The organism is Rhodobacteraceae bacterium M382 (assembly GCA_025141015.1).
Lineage (GTDB): Bacteria > Pseudomonadota > Alphaproteobacteria > Rhodobacterales > Rhodobacteraceae > Aliisedimentitalea > Aliisedimentitalea scapharcae.
On record CP081098.1, the window covers coordinates 14116 to 32337 of the forward strand.

The window sequence follows — 18222 nt, forward strand, 5'->3', positions numbered from 1 at the left end:
CAGGTTTCCTTACGCGATACCGCCGATGTGCAGGGTTTTAACCTCCAGGTATTCGTCGATCCCGTGGTGTGCGCCTTCACGGCCCAAACCGCTTTCTTTGATGCCGCCAAAGGGCGCGACCTCAGTAGCAAACCCGCCGACGTTGACGCCGATCATGCCGGTTTCCAGCTCTTCGCTGACACGGAATGTGCGGGTTAGGTCGTTGGTGTAGAAATAGGCCGCCAGCCCATAGGGCGTGGCATTGGCTGCTGCAAGTGCTTCACCTTCTGTTTCGAATTTGAAGAGTGGCGCCACGGGGCCAAAGGTCTCTTCGTCTGCCACAAGCATGTCCGACGTCACGCCGGTCACAACAGCCGGGCTGATAAAGCGGGTGTTGGTGTCTTTTTGCGTTCCTCCGACGATTACGGTTCCGCCCTTGGCAGTGGCATCGTCCAGATGCGATTTGATTTTGGTGATCGCCGCTTCGTTGATCATGGGGCCGATTTCGACACCGTCGGCAAAGCCGTCCCCCAGCTTCATGTTGCCAACAACGGCTGCCAGTTTCTCCGCGAAGGCATCATAGACGCCCGCCTGGACAAAAATCCTGTTGGCGCAAACGCAGGTCTGCCCTCCGTTGCGGAATTTCGAGGCCATGACACCTTCGACGGCAAGATCCAGATCGGCATCGTCGAAGATGATGAATGGGGCGTTGCCGCCCAGCTCCAGGCTCAGGCGTTTCATCGTGCCTGAGCATTGCTCCATCAGCAGTTTGCCCACACGGGTGGAGCCGGTGAAGGACAGCTTGCGCACCGCAGTGCTAGCGGTCAGCGCTCCGCCGACACCTGCCGGATCCCCGGTGACGATGTTGACGGCCCCGGACGGGAAGCCAGCACGTTCCGCCAGAACCCCCAAAGCCAGGGCGGTGAAGGGGGTGAACTCCGAAGGCTTGATGACCACGGGGCATCCAGCGGCCAGGGCCGGGGCGATTTTCCGGGTGATCATCGCGGCGGGGAAGTTCCAGGGGGTGATGATGGCGCAGACACCCACTGGCTGTTTCTGGACAATGATACGTCGATCCTGAACCGGGCTGGGGATGGTTTCGCCATAGACGCGCTTTCCCTCTTCGGCGAACCATTTCACAAAAGATGCCGCATAGGCGATTTCGCCTTTGGCCTCGGCGAAAGGTTTGCCCTGCTCCAGGGTCATGAGTGTGGCCAGATCATCCTGGGCTTCGATAATCAGGTCGAACCACGTCTCCAGCAGCGCGCCACGATGTGCTGCAGTGGTCTTTCGGAAGGTCGCAAAGCATGCCTCGGCGGCGGTTATTGCGCGGTGCGTTTCGCCCGCACCGCAGTTCGGAACAGTGCCGACAACAGAAAGTGTTGAGGGGTTGTCCACTTTGATCGTCGTGCCATCGTCTGCGCTGATCCATTCGCCCGCGACCAGATTTTGTTGACGAAACAGGGTGATGTCTTGAAGATTCATGATTTCCAACTCCAGCAGTTGGAAAAACCCTACCGGGTTTCTGCGGGTGGAAATCTCGAATCTCCCAGCGACGCAGCATTCTGTGCCGCACAAGAAATTCGTTACAACATTTTATGCTGCGTCTTAGTCCCGATCGACCAGATCTTGGATCGGCACGCTGTGCTTTTCGACGACCGGCTTGATCACGATGTAGGAGAAATATTTGTCGATGCCGAGATTCCGTTCCAGCAGATCCTCCATGATCTCCTGATATTGTGACACACCGCGCGCGACAAATTTTAGCAGATAGTCGTAGCCGCCACTCAGCAGGTAGCAGTCCACCACATTGTCATGTTTGCGGATTTCGTTCTCGAACCGAACAAAGTCCTTGCGGCGGTGGTCGGCAAGCGTGACCTCGGTAAAGACCGTCACGTGTTCACCGAGTTTCCTGAGATTGATGACGGCCCGGTAATTCTGGATATAGCCCGCTTTCTCAAGCCGTTTCACCCGTTGAAGACAGGGGCTGGGGGACAAGCCCACAGCCTCTGCCAGATTCACATTGGTAATGTTGCCCTGCGCCTGCAGGGTGGAAAGAATATTGATGTCGATCCGGTCGAGTTTTGGCGTCCCCACCATATTCTTTCCTCCCGTTGCTTAGCCCGCCAACTCTGCCTGATGGGCCTTTACCATGTCCATCATGCTGTTGAACCGAAAGTCATATTTCGGCATCTCACCAGGGTTCATCGTCGCGCCAAAACCTTCCTGGTCGTGGCGGCGGTAGATCCAGCAATTGGACAGCCCGTATTTGTTGGCCGGGGCGTGGTCATGGAACATGCTTTCGGCGGTGTGCAGAATTTCATGCTTCTGAATGCCCTGACGCGCAAGCATTTCGAGCATGTAGTCGAAGTTGCGGTCGAATGGCTTGTAGCTGCCCACATCTTCGGCGGTGTAGACGCCGTCGAAATGCACGCCAAGGCGGGTATTGGCACCCGAGAAGGTAAGGTTGTCGGTGTTGGTCAGGACCACCAGTTTGAAGTGTTTCTTCAGGTAGGTCAGCGCCTCGATCGAATCGTCAAAGGCAGGCCAGTGGCGGGCAGATCGGCCATAGGTCTCGCACTCTTCCCAGGTGGCCTCGACGCCCCATTCCTCTGCCAAGCGGCGGTACACCACGGGCAGCAGTTCGTAGTATTTTTTCGACGGGGTGTAGCGCTGCGTGGTGCTTTCGTAAAAGGCGTGGGCCTCAAGAATGTCGTCGCGGGTCAGGTTGCGGCTCACCCGGTCCGTCAGGGGCTTCAGCCCGGTGACCATGCCGGTTTCCCAGTCGAGCAGGGTGCCATAGACGTCAAAGGTCAGTGCTTTGAAATCGCTCAGTTTCATGTCTTATCCTTTCAGATCCAGAAGGGTGTTCAGGGTCGCACGGAGACGGGCAATCAACAGATCCACCTCAGTCTCAGTGATGCAGATGGGCGGGGCAAGGCCGATCACGTCATCGGCGAATGCACGAAAGATGACGCCATTCTCGTATCCGGCTTTGGCCAGGCGGGCGGCCACGTTCATTTCCTTAGCCGGTTTTGTCTTGGTGGATTTGTCTGTGACGATTTCCACAGCTGCCAACAATCCCTTGGCCCGGACATCACCGACCAGCGGATGATCCAGCAGGGTTTTCAGCTGTGCTTCAAAGTAGGCGCCAACCTTCTTCGAGTTTTCGATCATGCCGCCCTCGTAGAGCTTGATGACCTCAAGCGCGACAGCTGCGCTGACAGGATGCCCCGAATAGGTGAAACCATGCCCAAACGGCACGCCTTCGGGCACGGCATTGGCAATGGTCTGATAGACACCATCCGACACAAACACCGCACCCATGGGGGCATAGCCCGAGGTCAGGCCTTTGGCGGTTGTCAGGAAGTCAGGCGTCAGCCCTTCGTGCTCGCACCCAAACATTGGCCCGGTCCGGCCAAAGCCCGTGATGACTTCGTCCACGATGAACAGGATACCCAGTTCACGGCAGGTGTCCTGCATCGCCTTGGCATAACCTTCCGGCGGTACGATCACTCCGCCAGATCCCTGGACCAGTTCCATGATGAAGGCTGCGGTGTTTTCGGCGCCCAGCTCGGCCACTTTAGCCTTCAGGTTGGCGACGCCTTGCGCGATGATCTCTGCGTCCGAAGTCGCTTCGTTGCGATACGGATAAGGCGAGGCGATATGGTGCTGCCATTGCATCGGAAGATCGAATTTGTCGTGGAACACCGGCAGCGCGGTCAACCCAGCGCCATTGGAACTGGAGCCGTGGTAGCCCTTTTCCAGCGCAATGAAGTGCTTTTTGCTGCCTTCGCCGCGAGCGTTGAAATAGTAGCGCACCATACGGATCACGGTGTCCACCGCATCCGAGCCGCCCAGGGTAAAGAACACGTGATCCAGATCTCCGGGAGACAGTTCGGCAAGCTTGGCCGCCAGTTCAATTGCCGGCTCGCTGCCAAAGTGAAAATACCCGGTTGCATAGGGCAGGCGCTGCATCTGTTCGGCGGCGGCAGCGACCACATTCTCGTGGCCGTATCCTGCGTTCACGCACCACAGGCCAGCAAATCCGTCGAGCAGTTCATTGCCTTCGGAGTCGGTCAGGAACACACCTTTGCCGGATTGCATGACAGTGACGCCGCGCTCTTCGTGGGCCCGGATCGGCACGACAGGATGGAAGTAGTGGGCGCGGTCTTTTTCGATGAGAGAATTGGAGAGCATCGGTTTCTTTCCCGTATGAGCTTTCCTTCGAGGGTAGGGGAAACCAGCGGAAGGAAAGTGCGTTTTACAATTGGGAACGGCATTTTCGACTGTCATTTTTTATTTTGCAGCATTTTGTGCTGCGGCTACCCTGCTGTCTTTGCAGGGATTAAAGCGGATCGTGCTCTGATCAACCAGTTTTGCAGCATATTCTGGAAGTATGCGGGGTCTTCGCGCCACTGGCTTTGGAAGGCCATGCCCCGCACGAGGCACATGAATTCGTTCATCATGGCCTGCCGGATGTCTGCCGCGCAGCCAAAGGCGGCAAGTTCGATGTGCCAGACGTCATTCAGCGCCTCATTGAATTTCTGGGATTCTGCGGCGACATAGGCCAGTTCGCTCTCATTCACACGAGCCTCGGACAGGTAGTCCATGGACACCTGGAAAATTCCGCTTTGATACCTTTCCCAGATGTATTCTGTCAGCGCCTTAAGGCGGTTCTGGCCCGGTTGCAGCGTGCGGGTAAAACTGCGTAGCAGATAAGCCTCCTTGCGAAGCATCTCGGCATAGGCCGCCTGGATCAGTTCCTTGCGCGACGGGAAATGGTGCAGCATCGCACCACGCGAAACCCTGGCCTGGCGGGCGATGTCCTGAGTCGAGGTATGCGCCAGTCCCCGATCCACGATCAGGAACTGTGCTGCTTCCAATATCCGGGCCTGGGTCGCTGCGGATCTTTCGGCCTGTGTGCGCCTTGGTTTGCTGGCTGCCTTCATGCATCAGCCCGCCAGAAATGCCGGGAGCCAAAGTGCAATTTGCGGAAATACGACCATCAGCAGTACGGCAAAACACATCAACAGGAAGAAGGGAATGGCGTAGACCGCCACTTTGTGGATCGGCACGCCAGAAAAGCCCTGAATGACGAAAAGGTTGAAACCGACTGGCGGTGTCATCTGGCCCAGCTCAATCATGATGACAAGGAAAATGCCGTACCAGATCGGATCAAATCCGGCGGCGACCACGACAGGCAAGGTGATGGGCAGGCTCATCACAATGATCGAAATGCCGTCCAGGAAGAACCCAAGCAGAATATAGAACAGCGCCAGGGATGCGATCAGGACATAGGGGGACAGATTGAGAGCGTCGATCGCGACCGCGATATTATGCGGAATGTGCATGTATCCGATGGCGGACGACAGAAAGGCTGCGCACATCAGGATCGCGCAGACCATACAGGAGGTTTTGAGCGCGTTAACCAGTGACTCTGCGAGCATTGAGCGGGACAGCTGCCGGCTGAATGCTGCGAAACAGAGTGCGGCAAAAACACCGATGGCAGCTGCTTCAGACGGTGTGGCCCATCCGGTGTAGATCGACCCGAGAACGACCAGGATAAGCCCGAAGACTGGGGCCAGATTGCCCAGAATGGCGCTGAGGCGCGCGTCTTCTTTGCTGATCGTGTCCTTGGGGGCCAGCGAAGGGGTAATTGCGCATCTTGCAGCCAGATAGGCAGCATAAAATGCTGCGATCATGAGGCCTGGAACCACGCCAGCGATAAAGAGCTTGGCAATCGAAACCTCGGCCAGAACCCCGTAGATAATAAGAACAATTGAGGGAGGAATCAGGAGCCCAAGGCTGCCCGCACCGGCAAGGGAGCCAAGCGCGAGGCTTTGGGAATATCCGCGCTGGCTCAGCTCACTCGTGGTGATCCGGCCGACGGTGGCAGTCGTCGCAGCGCTGGACCCGGAAACTGCAGCAAACAGCGCAGACCCCAGAACGTTGGTGTGCAGCAGCCCTCCTGGAACCTTGGAAACGATGGGAGAGAGACCTTTATAGAGCCGTTCGGAAATGTCCGTCCGGAACATGATTTCACCCATCCAGATGAACATCGGAACAGCGGCCAGTTCCCAGGACGAGGCGCTGCGGACAATGATCCGGCTGGCAATTGCGCCGATCTTGTCCGGGGGAAAGCCCATAAAGGCAAAAAGCGAAACTGCTGCGGCTGTGGCGAGGGCAAGGAATACCCACATTCCCGATGCCAGCACGGCGAGCATCAGGGCGAAAACGGCAAGTGCGGTTGTAACGGGGTCCATGATCAGCCCTCCTGTATTTTTGAGATGAAGGGGCGGATGGTCAGGGCCGACAGTTGCAGCACCAGCAGGCAGGCACCGACAAAGACAATGGCATCCGGTATCCAAAGGGGAACTTCGGCGACGCTTTCGCTGACCGCACCCCGCTTCCAGTTCTTGATCAGGTTGCGCCATAGGAAGGTGCAGAAATACGCGCCCAGTCCGGTTGCACAGGCGGCCACGATGAATTCGACCGTTTGCTTCACGCGGTGAGGGAGCCTGAGAGTGAGCAGGTTCACCTGGATCATGCCTCCGTCCCGCAGTGTCCAGGACAGCGACAGGAAAGTGATGGAAAGAACGGCAAAGCCAATGAACTCATCCAGGACATGGGTCGACGTATCGAACAAGGTCCGCATAAAGGTTTCCAGCAGGATGTGTGAAACGGCGTAAATCAGGATTGCGCCCGCGCACATCAGGGCGAACCAGGACAGGGCATCAATCGCACGCAGAAGAAGTCGCATGGTATTCTCCGGGATCGCCGGTGGCATCAGGGGACGCCACCGGCCTGCTGAGTGTTATTGAGCTTTCGCTGCATTGAAGGCGTCGATCAGAGCCTGGCCTCGGGCACCGGTGGTTTCCAGCCAGTCATTCAGCGCAGCTGCCCCGGCCTCCTGCAGGGCTGTCCGGTAGGCATCGTCATCAGATGTGACCACCGTTACTTTGTTCTCGGCCAGCTGACCGTAGGTTGCAGCAAGACGGTCCGGGATGGCGGCCCAGTTCTGATCGCGGGTTTCGGCGGCTGCTTCGAGGACAGCAGCCTGCTGCTCTGCGCTGAGCCCGTCGAAGGTGCTTTTTGAGATGTGGACGAAATTCAGCGGGATCGCATAGTTGTAGATCTCGGTGAACGTGGTGAAGTGTTCCCAAAAGCTGCCCGAAACCCCGCCCTCGGCAGAGGTCAGAACCGCATCAATTGCGCCGGTTGAGATCGACGGAACAACGTCGGCCCAGGACAGGCGCACTGCGGCGGCGCCAAGTTCGTTCAGCGCTGTGGTGCCATTCTTGTCATAGGTCCGAATTTTCAAGCCAGCCAGCGCTTCGGTGGAATTCTTGGGGTCGCGGGCCCAGATGCCCGACGGCGGCCAGGGAGAGGCGTAAAGCAGGATCTGGTCGTTTTCTTCAAAGACCTTTTTGAACTCGGGTTCAGCGACCTTGTAGAGCAGTTCCGCCTCTTCCACCGTTGTCACAAAGAACGGCAGGGACGAAATCAGAAACAGCGGGTCAATGCCGCCAAGCGCGCCGCCATAGGTGTCAGCGATTTCCAGAGCACCTTCGCCAACCGCATCAAAGTGGTCAGCCGATTTGTAACCAAGGGCGCCGCCATAGTGGACGACGATTTCGACGGAGCCGCCGGTCTTTTCGGCGACCAGCGTGACAAAGCGGGCATCACCAACTCCGTGGATAGACGTGGCAGAATACTCATTAGAAAGGTTCAGCGTGACATTGTCCGCGACCGCGGTTGTGCCGGTGACAGCGAACGATAACGCCGCCACGCTTGCGAGAAGCATGTGTTTCATTTGGGTTCTCCTTGTTGGTTTGGTTTTGAGTTGGAAGTCAGTTGCCAAGCGTCATCGACGCGATGTCATGGGGCATGTCGGTCAGCAGCTCGTATCCGTCATTGGTGATTAGAACGGTGTCCGAGTGGCGAAAACCGCCCTGGCCGCGCCAGTAGATGCCCGGCTCGACGCTGATCACCATGTTCTCCTGCAGGATGTCGTCGCTGCCTTCGGCAACCCAGGGGCCTTCGTGGCCCCCCATACCGATCCCATGGCCGGTTCGGTGCAGAAGGTTGTTCCCAAAGCCTTCGGCGCGGAGAAACTCCATCACCTTGTGGTCGACGTCGTGGCAGCTGACGCCCGGGCGCAAAGCTGCGAAGCCAATCCTTCCGGCCTCGACCATGGTGTTGAAGACCTCGGCATCTTCTTTGCGGGGAGAGGTCACAAAGAAGGTGCGTTCAGTTTCCGCGGAATAGCCGTTCACACGCAGAAAGGAGAGGCCGACATTGGGGCCCTCAATCAGCGTGTCCGAGGGCTCTGGAAAACGATGCGGCTGGGCACTGTAGGGGGCGGCCCAGATGCCCTGCCAGATGTTTGAGATATAGGGGTCAAGATAGCCTTCTTGTTGCACGATCTCTTCGCGCAACCGGGCGTTTGCCTTGTCCGTGTCAGCGATGCGGCCGCCGTGGCAGGCCAGGCCCATCGCAAGTTGCAGGCCGCGGTCGGAATACTTCGCCGCCTTGCGGATCGCCGCGACTTCGTAGGGGCTTTTGACCATGCGAAGTTGTTCGACATATGGTAGGACCCGGGGCGACCAGCCGGACAGCGCCACCAGCAATTCACCGGTTATCGACATCTCGACGCCAATGTTTGCATCCGCGGGCAGCACTGCTTGCAGCGCTTCGATGTAGCTGCCACCGGCCGGTGCGGGGTAATCGATGTATTCGACGATCCGATGCGGCACGGCGATGGTCGCCATGTTTTCCGCTTCGATCCGGGGCGTCAGAAAGACCGGTTGGTTCCCTGGACGGACAACGATGAAGAAGGGCCGTTCAAAGGGTTCATAGCGGAAACCGGTAAAGTAAAAGATGCTGTCTTTGGTCGAAATCAGAAAGGCGTCCAAGCCTGAATTTTTGACTTTTTCTTCGAGTGCAGAAAGGCGGTTTTGGTGTTCGGGCATGGTCTTCCTCAACTAACAATCAGGACTGACTGTTTCTTAATTGAGGCCTGTTCTGCCCGGTGTTTTCTGCTTTTCTCAAAGCAGTTTCGGCATAGAATGCTTTGAGTGCGGACCTGCGCGGCACAATCTATTTCTGGCGGGACGGGCAGGGAGAATTTGACGATCCGGCTCCGAATCCAGCGCCAAAAACGATGAAAGCCGACAGTTAAGCCGGCTCTCAAATGGTCTGTTCTGATGGTTCAGTGTTCCTACACTTCGCTGACGAACTCATGCCAGCGATGCGATAACCATTGCTCCGATAACGGCGAGGCCAGCTGCGACATACCCGAAAAGCTCTGCGGTGTTTTTGAGGTCTTTGGTCATTTTCGTCTCCTGTGATTGAAAGTGATGAGCCCTGACATTGAGCTTGGTATAGTGTTTAAGATATTGCTTTTGAATAATAAACTTCCGGATCGTCATTCCTGATATGCCTGCCTTGCATGTCTTGGAGGAGTGAATTTCACCAAGTTCGTCTTTGGCGAAATCATGTGCCGCAGCCACGGCTGCACGGGGCAGGATTTGCTGAAGCCCTGCATTTGGGTCTTTTCCGTGGCTTTGGGATTTCATGCAATATTCAGCATAATTGCTGTCACCAGATTCGATTTCTGATGAGGCTGAAGGCAAACAGGCCGCACCGGGAACGGCGCGGCCTGCTGCTTCGTTATTTTGCTGATTAGCCGAACTGCAGGATCACCCCAGAAGCAGCTCGGGCAGCCAAAGCGCGATGTCTGGGACAAAGGTTGTCAGCGCCAGGGTAGGCAGCCAGGCAAAGATGATGAAGCTCAGCGTCGGCAGCAACATGCTGGATACCGGCGTCCTGGTGATCTTCGCTCCGAGGTAGAGCAGCGGGGCGGTCGGAGGCGTAATGTTCGCCATTCCCAGGTTAACCCCCAGCACGGCAGCGAAATGGATCGGGTCCATTCCCACACCCTGCACGATCGGCAGCAGGATTGGTGCCGACAGAAGAAGACCGCTGATGTCGTCCATCAACATCCCGATCAGGATCATGACCAGGTTGACCATCAGCAGGATCACAATCGGGTTGTCCGACACCGAATAGACCAGGTCTTTGGCGATGTTCGGAATATCTTCAAAGATCAGGAATTTGCTGACGATCAGCACCATAAAGATCATCACCATGACAACGCCGATGATCACACCTGAATCCGTCAGGGCCTCGACCAGCGTCCGCCAGGTAAGACCGCGATAGACATAGATCGCCACGGGGATGGCATAAACCACGGCGACGCCAGCCGCCTCAGTCGGTGTCATGATCCCGCCATAGATGCCGCCAAGGATGATGAGCGGCATCAGCAGCGCCGGAAAGGCCAAAGTCGCCTTTTGCCGGAACGCCATGCCAAAGTCCTGCGGACGTTCGAGCAGCTCGATGTCATCATATTTGCGCAGCATGAACTGGTTCACGACAATCAGCAGCGTGATCAGAATAAGCGCTGGAATAACGGTCGACAGAAAGCACTTGAGCACCGATTGCTGTGCAACCCAGCCATAGAGAATGTGGTTCCCGCTGGGCGGAATCAGAAGACCCAGAGGGCTGGCGCATACGATCAGTGCAGCCGATTGACCCTCAGGATAATTCGCCCGTCGAAGATGCGGCATCATGATGCTGCCGATACAGGTCAACGTCGCGTTGGCGGCGCCGGAGATCGACCCGAATATCCCGCAGGCCAGAACAGTTGCCGCGCTCAACCCACCCTTCAGATGTCCAATGAACAACTCTGCAAGGCTGACCAGAGGGGCGGCGATCCTGCCGCGCTCCATAATGGTTCCGGCAATCATAAAGAGAGGAATGGCCAATAGTACAAGGGAACGCATTTTCGTTGACCCAGATGGCAGATAGCCGGACACCTCGTGGCCGCCCATTGCGGCAAGAAACAGCAAAACGGCACCGAAGGCGACATAGACACTGACCCCCAGAAGCAACATGCCGCAGATAATAACCAGACTGCCTGCGATGATCATTGGCCTGCCTCCTTTTCGTTGCTCGTTTCCTCGGTGTCGGCGTCATCCCCATTTTCGACCTCCTGCCCGGTGATATGGGCATAGAGAAATGCCGCCGAAAAAACGGTCATGAAGAAGAAGCCCAGGAAGATCGACAGTCGCCAGGCAAAGTAGGGGATCTTCAGGGCCGGCGTGGTCTTCCAGATCGGGTATTTTGCCAGCTCTTCCGCCAGCATCAGATACCCCCAGTACAAAATGGCTGCGGTTACGAAGAATTCGATGGTCAGAACAATCAGCCGCCGCCACCAGCGCAGTTTCGGGCTGGTGATGATGATGCCCAGAATGTCCGCATTGATGTGGTGGCCGCGCTCTGACGCCAGTGCCGCGCCGGCGAAGAACCCCCAGAAACAGGCGGTGAGAAGCCACTCTTCGTAAGCGAACAGGTCGCCGTTGAAACCATATCTGATGATGACGACCAGAAAGAACGTGACCGACATCAGCAACCCGCTGAAGATCACGATCCAGCGCATTGCCCTCAGTGAACCCTGAAGAGGCGATGCGATACCCGTTGGTAATATCTCGGCTATGTGCGCCATAGAGTTCACCCTGTTGTATGTGCATACGTTTAGGCCGGCCTCTCGGCCGGCCCTTGTTGCGTTGTTCGATTTTATTTTAGGCTGGACAGAAGGCGGTCGATGTTTGCCTTGCCGACGCTGTCTTCAAGCATCGGCCAGATTTCAGCGCGTACCTTTTCGGCCATTGCCTGCTGATCTTCCGGCGAAAGTTTGAGAATGGTGTAGCCGCTGTCGACCAACTTCTGTTCGAACACGGCGTCGTTCTCGCGGTTGTAGGCAAAGAAATCGCCCGACGCCTTTGTGAACGCGGCCTGCACAGCTGCACGCTGCGCGTCGTTCAGCTTTTCCCAGGTCTTTTCCGAAACGTAATAGGAGGTGTTCTCCGGGATCGAATTGTACTGAACGAAATGGGTGCCGACGTCGGATTTGGCAAAGATCGAATAGGTCGCTGTCTTGGTACAGCAGATCGCGCCATCGACGATGCCCGACTGAATGGCGGGGAAGATATCGCCCCAGGACATGGTGGTTGCCTGATAACCCAGCGTCTCGACCATCGACTTCACCACGTTCGAGGACCAGACCCGGATGTTCATGTTCTTGGCGTCAAAGTTGTTCCAGTTCGCTGGCTCTTCAGTGGCCACGATGCCGACAAAACCTTCGGGATTTTGACCCAGCAGGCGGATGCCATGGTCAGACAGGGTTTCCTGAATGATGGTGTTGAACTCGGAATCCAGGTCGCGCATGACCGAATTCATTTCGTCCCAATCGCTCACTAGAAACGGCATGGACAGGATTTCAAGGCGGGGGTCCGTATCGGCGTAAAGGAAGGCGGCGGCGAAATCGATGTTCCCGCGCGCGACATCTTCAAGCAGTGCTTCGCCTGACCCAAGCTGGTTGGCCGGGAAGACAGAGATCTTCAGGCCCACGTCAGCGGCTTCGATGTCTGCCTTGACCTGTTCCATCATTTTGGAACCCTGGTGATCGACCGGAAACACCCCGGCGAACTTCAGCCGCATGTCGGCGGCAAATGCGGGTGTAGCAAGCTGCAGTGCGACTGTACCTGCCGCCAGATATTTCAGTAATGTTTTCATCTTCAGAATCTCTCCTCATGATCGAAGGTTGTCCTAGTCGAGGGGTTCCGCGCGCAGCATCGTCGTGCACCACTGTGAGAGCGTCAGCAGTGCGAACAAGGTCAGCAGCGGTTTGCGGCCAGTCTGCCGTTGCCACCGCGAGCTAAACATCTGAACCTGCAAGGTCAGAAAACTGTGATGCCTCCAGCATTTCCAAAGGTTCCCCTCCTCCTCTTTGGTCCAAACAGAGTAGGGTCCGGGCTGTCAGTGATTATGCTGAAGGCTGCCGTGAAACGGCAGAAACTGTGGGTTCGACCAGCTTCCGCAGTGCAATCTGTTAAGCGTTGCCGTCCACCGCCAGCTTGGCGATTCTTGAGCTAGATTTGTTTGACCAGAAGGTCTGGCTTAAGTGGGCTGACTTTTGGCAGCGAAATTTTGTGCCCTGGCTGAAGGAGCTTTCACTAATCGTGAAGACGGCACACAGTTTGGTGGTCTGAAATGCAGCCAATGCGGCACAGAATGCCTAATCCGGACAGGAAAACGAAATTTCATGAAGCGCGCGCGCCTTAGTATGCCAGTCGAACACAAGAGGGCGCGTGATGACTTCATATGAGCAAGTGCTGGCCGCCTTGTCGGCTGAAATCGTGGTTAGCGACAAGGACATTATCGACGGATACACGACGGATTTCCGAAAGAAATACAGGGGCGAAAGCCCTGCACTGCTGCGGCCCCGCTCGACTGAGGAAGTCGCTTCAATTGTCAAGCTTTGCAACAAGCACAAAGTTGCCCTTGTCCCGGTTGGAGGCAACACCGGTTACTGTGGCGGCGCTACACCGGACGAAAGCGGCCAACAGCTGTTGATCAGCTTGCAGCGTATGAACAAGATCCGGGAGGTCGACACCGACAACCTTTCAGTCACCGTGGATGCGGGGTGCATTCTGTCCGAGATCCATGGGGCGGTAGAACGGGAGAGTTTGATGTTCCCCTTATCCTTGGGCTCTCAGCAGTCATGCCAGATTGGCGGGAACATTTCCACGAATGCCGGAGGGGTTTCGGCAGTCCGGTACGGGATTACCAGGGACCTGGTTCTCGGCCTCGAAATTGTGCTGCCGGATGGCCAGATACTCAGCAATCTGTCGCCGTTGAGGAAAGACAACCGAGGCTATGCTCTGCATCAGCTTCTGATCGGCGCGGAAGGCTCGCTGGGGATCGTGACGGGCGCTTCGCTGCGCCTGTTTCTGCCACCGGTGAACCGGGTCACAGCCTTTCTGGCTATTAGCAGGGTCGATGACCTGATGCCATTGTTGGCAAAGGCGCAGCAATACACCGGCGAAGCAGTTACGTCGTTCGAATACATCTCGGGTGCGTCGCTTGATATGCTCTTGGCCGGCAAACCCGAGTGGCGGCGACCGGTTCAATCCCCATCCAAGCACTTTGTACTCATCGAAGCTGCCACGTCCTCTCCGGTTTTGGCGATGGACGAGGCCATCGAAGCCTTCTTTGAAGACGGCATGTCCGAAGAGATGATCCTGGATGGGGTGATTGCGACAAGCGAGCAGCAAAGGCAGGATTTCTGGAACCTGCGCGAACACATCCCCGAAGGTGAGGTGCTCAACGGTGGTTCGGTGAAGCACGACGTTTCCGTTCGTATCTCTGATATGGCCAGATTCATCGCGCTTGGTACCGAACTTGTCGACCGGTACGGGCAAGGAGCGCGGCTTTCAGTCTACGGGCATGTCGGAGATGGCAACGTACACTTCAACATCCTTGCTCCCGAAGGTGTTAAGGCACCCGCTTTTCTCGAAGAAGTGAGTGCTGAGGTCTCTCCCTGCATCTATGATCTCGTAGCCAAACTCGATGGGTCATTCAGCGCAGAGTATGGACTGGGCCAAGACAAACTGTGGCTTGACCAAAATTATGGAGATCCGGTCAAACGCCATCTCATGGGCACAATTAAGAACGTCCTTGATCCAAAAGAGGTCATGAATCCCGGGAAAGTGGTGGGCAGCCAGATTTGCGCCCGAAGTTGAAACCGCAGGGATGGTGCGAAGTATGCGCCCGTCAGTGCAGCCGGACCCATCGATGGCACACATGTTGGCACCAAGGGCGACCTTGCTGGTTTGGGACCAGTTGAGAGTTGAGCCGAGGGTGTTTCGATCAAGGGGGCCCGCCTGAAAGAGGAAACCCGTCCGCCACCCTTTCTCCAACCTGCATTTCACCGTCTTTGTTAGAATTCTGCCGGCAAACCTGGAAACCAGCAGGCTTGTCTGGATGATCGGCTGTAGAGACGGAAACTATAGAAGATTGGCCAAATTACTCTTTTCCATAGGGGAAAAAATGTGGTTTGAACCGGGTGTAGGGGCGGACCCTTGCCCACTGCGGAGTGTACATTTCGTCCGCAATCCATTGGGGTTGAACCGCAGAACTATGCGCAGATTTGGGCGGGAAATGTGAGATTTTCTCTTGCGAATGCATGAGGCCTCCGCTGCGCTTTGGGCGGCCCTACAGCTTTGTTGGAAGCCTCATAATCAAACGCGACACCCATAAGTTTTCGCGAGGTGCCCGAAGTCGGGCGTTGTGAAGAATTTAGGCGAGTCTCGGAACAGGCAATAAATGCCCCGAAATTCGCTTAAATCTGAGGAATTGGTGAAAGCGGATGTCAGTTTTGTTGGCATCACTGAAATTGCCCGATTTTTGGCTTTTGACGTCGCTCTTCGGTTCAGGCTTGGTGCCTTCGACGTTCAGTCGTCCTTCATCGCTTTTTGCATGCGGTAGGAGAAAGGTGAGCAATACCCATCAAAAGGGTTGTAATCATCGGGATCGCAATCGGTTCAGCGCACCTTCTAGGCGTCGTCAAAAAGCACTCATTCAGAACTGGTCACAGGGGAGGGTAAGTGATGCATTTACTCACCTTTCCTCACACCAACGGTGTATCGCCGTTTTCTTCGTTGAAATCAGGAGTTCTGGCGACCCCGGCAGGATTCGAACCTGCAACCTGCCCCTTAGGAGGGATGCGTTCATAGCGTTATTCCTTTTGTGATTTCTTACTGTTGGGTGTTTGTACAGTGTCCGTCTGTACGTGGTTTGTACGAAAACGGGCTCTAACATCGGCCTCATCCGTCTCCGCATGGGCATAGATACGCATGGGCAAATTGGGGTCTGACCAGCGACCACCTGGCGCGCTTCCATGCAGACGACGTCGAACCCAGCCCCGGTTAGTTCGAATGTAAGCGTCCGGTCTGCCTGCTCTGACGCGGCTTAGAGTGTGTTGATAAGTGTCCACTATTGATAGTGGACATCTTGAGGACGGATATGGCGGGCAAGAAGGGTCAGAAGAAGCGGTTCTGGTCGGATGAGGAGAAGGTATCGATCTGCTTGCAAACATGCGCGCCGGGGGTATCAGTGGCGCAGGTCGCGCGGCGGTACGCCATGAACACCAATCTGATCCACAAGTGGCTGCGTGATCCAAAATTTGCGCCCGATCCAAAGACCGTCGAAGAACAGATTGCCCCTGAGCCATGCTTTCTTCCAGTTGAGATCGTTGACCGGCCGGTGACCGAAGAACCGCCCCCCCACTCTTGCGGCCAATGTCGCGTCTGACCACAGCACGATTGAGATCGATATCGCGGGCGGCCATCAACTGAGGATTGTCGGCAGCTACGATCCTCAGTTGATGGCCCGGCTGATCCGAGGCCTGTCTGCATGATCCCTGTCCCGGCGAACACGCGTGTTTGGCTTGCCGCTGGTGTGACCGACATGCGGCGCGGATTCACGACGCTGGCAGCTCAGGCGGAACAGACATTGAAGCAGGATCCGTTTGCGGGACATCTGTTTGTCTTCCGTGGACGGCGCGGTGACCTGATCAAGATCATCTGGTGGGATGGCCAGGGCGCGTGTCTGTTCAGCAAGCGACTTGAGAAAGGCCGGTTTGTGTGGCCATCGGCGAAGGAGGGCAAAATCGCCCTGACCGCAGCCCAGTTGGCGATGCTTTTGGAAGGGATCGATTGGCGTGTGCCGCAACGCAGTTGGACGCCGCTCAAGGCAGGATAAACACCTGCATGGGATTCCCGTCGCACTGTTGTTTTGCTATGGTCCGAGCATGCTGGACGTCGACAAAACCCTGCCGAAAGACCCTGATGAACTGCGGCAGTTCACAGCGCTTTTGTTGGCCGAGGTGAAGTCACAAGCGGTCTTGATCGAGAAGCTGCGACATCAGTTAGTGGGTCAACGTCATCATCGGTTTGGATCGTCATCAGAAAGCATTGAGCAGCTTCAACTGGCCTTGGAAACGAGCGAGATTGCCGTTGCAAAGATGACGGCGAAGCTGCGTCTTCCTGATGACGGACCCAAGGATCAACCAAAACGTCGACCAATCCCAGATCACATCCCGCGCATGGAGGTTGAACTGACCACCGGCGACGACGATTGCGCCCAATGCGGTGGTGGCCTGCGGCGTCTGGGTGAGGATGTGACCGAAGAACTGGAATACGTTCCGGGTCGGTTCATCGTGAACCGCATCGTGCGTCCACGCTTTGCGTGCTCGGGTTGTGAAGCCTTCACGCAGGCAGTGCTACCATCGCGCCCCATCGAGCGCGGAAGGCCGGGGCCGGGTTTGCTGGCCCATGTGATGGTCAACAAATACGCAGACCATCTTCCGCTGTATCGCCAAAGCGGTATCTTCGAACGTGACGGGATCGACATTGATCGCTCAACGCTGGCGGATTGGATCGGCAAGTCCACAGCACTTTTAGAACCATTGGCGGATGCTATCGGGCGGCATGTACTGGCCGGTCAGGCCATCTTTGCCGACGACACACCCGTAAAGATGCTCGCACCCGGCACCGGTAAAACTGCGACGGCGCGATTATGGGCCTATGGGCGCGACGAACGACCCTGGGCTAGCAATGTTCCACCGGCCAGTTGGTATCAGTTCTCGCCAGACCGCAAAGGGCAGCACCCAAAGGATCATCTCGCAAAGTATCAAGGCTGGATGCATGCGGACGGCTATGCCGGGTTCGAAGATCTCTATCGCTCCGGCGATATCCGCGAAGTCGCCTGCATGGCGCATGTCAGGCGTAAGTTTGTGGATGTTCACCGCGCTCAAGGTTCTGCCATCGCAGACGAGGCCATCCAGCGCATCGCGCAACTCTATGCGATTGAGAAAGAGGCCCGGGGATCGCCAGCAAAAAGGCGCGTCGAACTCCGACAGGAAAAAGCAAAGCCAATCTTCGATCATCTGGAAGTCTGGCTGCACGCCCAACTGCCAAGCATCTCTGGTAAATCGCCGCTGGCGGGCGCAATCCGCTATGCCCTGACCCGCATGGCGCGGCTCCGCCCCTACCTCGACCACGGCATTCTCGAATTGGACAACAATACCGCAGAACGCGCGATGCGCTCCGTCGCCATTGGTCGCAAAAACTACTTGTTCGTAGGATCACAGACCGGCGGCCGCGCCGCCGCAATCTCCTATACCCTGATCGAAACCGCCAAGCTGAACGGTATCGACCCGCAGGCGTGGCTGGCCGACACGCTCGCCCGCATTCCAGACTACAAAATCAACCGTGTCGATGACCTGCTGCCATGGAAAACTGCATCGTAGGTGCGGTCAGGCCGGACGCCTACGTT

The 18222-nt window shown here is 56.5% G+C and carries 16 protein-coding genes and 1 pseudogene; 4 read left to right on the plus strand and 13 right to left on the minus strand.

Annotated elements, in window-relative coordinates; genetic code table 11:
• Window positions 1-9: 9 nt before the first annotated feature.
• The 13 genes from K3727_00060 to dctP all read right to left on the minus strand — a co-directional run bounded on the left by K3727_00060 (window position 10) and on the right by dctP (window position 12618).
• On the minus strand, window positions 10-1464 hold the full coding sequence (locus K3727_00060) for an NAD-dependent succinate-semialdehyde dehydrogenase (GenBank protein UWQ91258.1): 1455 nt from the start codon (window positions 1462-1464) through the stop codon (window positions 10-12).
• A 123-nt stretch (window positions 1465-1587) separates the two neighbouring features.
• Window positions 1588-2079 (minus strand): Lrp/AsnC family transcriptional regulator, encoded by a 492-nt coding sequence (locus K3727_00065; protein ID UWQ91259.1) that lies wholly within the window; start codon window positions 2077-2079, stop codon window positions 1588-1590.
• A gap of 18 nt (window positions 2080-2097) precedes the next feature.
• Window positions 2098-2820, minus strand: coding sequence for a haloacid dehalogenase type II (locus K3727_00070; GenBank protein UWQ91260.1), 723 nt, complete (start codon window positions 2818-2820; stop codon window positions 2098-2100).
• Between the two features lie 3 nt (window positions 2821-2823).
• Window positions 2824-4179, minus strand: a complete 1356-nt coding sequence (locus tag K3727_00075) for an aminotransferase class III-fold pyridoxal phosphate-dependent enzyme (GenBank protein UWQ91261.1) — start codon at window positions 4177-4179, stop codon at window positions 2824-2826.
• A 125-nt stretch (window positions 4180-4304) separates the two neighbouring features.
• Window positions 4305-4931: a TetR/AcrR family transcriptional regulator gene (locus K3727_00080; protein ID UWQ91262.1), complete on the minus strand. Its 627-nt coding sequence runs from the start codon at window positions 4929-4931 to the stop codon at window positions 4305-4307.
• Between the two features lie 3 nt (window positions 4932-4934).
• Window positions 4935-6245 (minus strand): TRAP transporter large permease subunit, encoded by a 1311-nt coding sequence (locus K3727_00085; protein UWQ91263.1) that lies wholly within the window; start codon window positions 6243-6245, stop codon window positions 4935-4937.
• 2 nt (window positions 6246-6247) lie between these two features.
• Entirely contained in the window at window positions 6248-6742 is a 495-nt protein-coding gene (locus K3727_00090) for a TRAP transporter small permease (protein ID UWQ91264.1), read from the minus strand.
• Between the two features lie 54 nt (window positions 6743-6796).
• Entirely contained in the window at window positions 6797-7795 is a 999-nt protein-coding gene (locus K3727_00095) for a TRAP transporter substrate-binding protein (protein UWQ91265.1), read from the minus strand.
• A gap of 37 nt (window positions 7796-7832) precedes the next feature.
• Entirely contained in the window at window positions 7833-8954 is a 1122-nt protein-coding gene (locus K3727_00100) for a Xaa-Pro peptidase family protein (protein UWQ91266.1), read from the minus strand.
• A gap of 267 nt (window positions 8955-9221) precedes the next feature.
• Window positions 9222-9560: a hypothetical protein gene (locus K3727_00105; GenBank protein ID UWQ91267.1), complete on the minus strand. Its 339-nt coding sequence runs from the start codon at window positions 9558-9560 to the stop codon at window positions 9222-9224.
• 123 nt (window positions 9561-9683) lie between these two features.
• Window positions 9684-10973, minus strand: coding sequence for a TRAP transporter large permease (locus K3727_00110; protein UWQ91268.1), 1290 nt, complete (start codon window positions 10971-10973; stop codon window positions 9684-9686).
• Window positions 10970-11548 (minus strand): TRAP transporter small permease, encoded by a 579-nt coding sequence (locus K3727_00115; GenBank protein ID UWQ91269.1) that lies wholly within the window; start codon window positions 11546-11548, stop codon window positions 10970-10972. Before K3727_00115 ends, K3727_00110 begins: the two co-directional genes overlap by 4 nt.
• Window positions 11549-11619: 71 nt before the next feature.
• Window positions 11620-12618: a TRAP transporter substrate-binding protein DctP gene (gene dctP / locus K3727_00120; protein ID UWQ91270.1), complete on the minus strand. Its 999-nt coding sequence runs from the start codon at window positions 12616-12618 to the stop codon at window positions 11620-11622.
• Window positions 12619-13196: 578 nt separating this feature from the next.
• Here dctP and K3727_00125 point away from each other — a divergent pair.
• The 4 genes and pseudogenes from K3727_00125 (at window position 13197) to K3727_00140 (ending at window position 18196) form a co-directional block, all read left to right on the plus strand.
• Window positions 13197-14627, plus strand: a complete 1431-nt coding sequence (locus K3727_00125; protein ID UWQ91271.1) for an FAD-binding oxidoreductase — start codon at window positions 13197-13199, stop codon at window positions 14625-14627.
• A gap of 1282 nt (window positions 14628-15909) precedes the next feature.
• A pseudogene (locus K3727_00130) lies at window positions 15910-16303 on the plus strand (transposase).
• Window positions 16300-16647 carry an IS66 family insertion sequence element accessory protein TnpB gene (gene tnpB, locus K3727_00135; GenBank protein UWQ91272.1) on the plus strand — a complete coding sequence of 116 codons (348 nt, stop codon included), beginning with the start codon at window positions 16300-16302 and terminating at the stop codon, window positions 16645-16647. The pseudogene K3727_00130 and the gene tnpB overlap by 4 nt, the downstream one beginning before the upstream one ends.
• 49 nt (window positions 16648-16696) lie before the next feature.
• A complete protein-coding gene (locus K3727_00140; protein UWQ91273.1) occupies window positions 16697-18196 on the plus strand; it encodes an IS66 family transposase in 1500 nt (499 codons plus the stop codon).
• Window positions 18197-18222 lie beyond the last annotated feature (26 nt).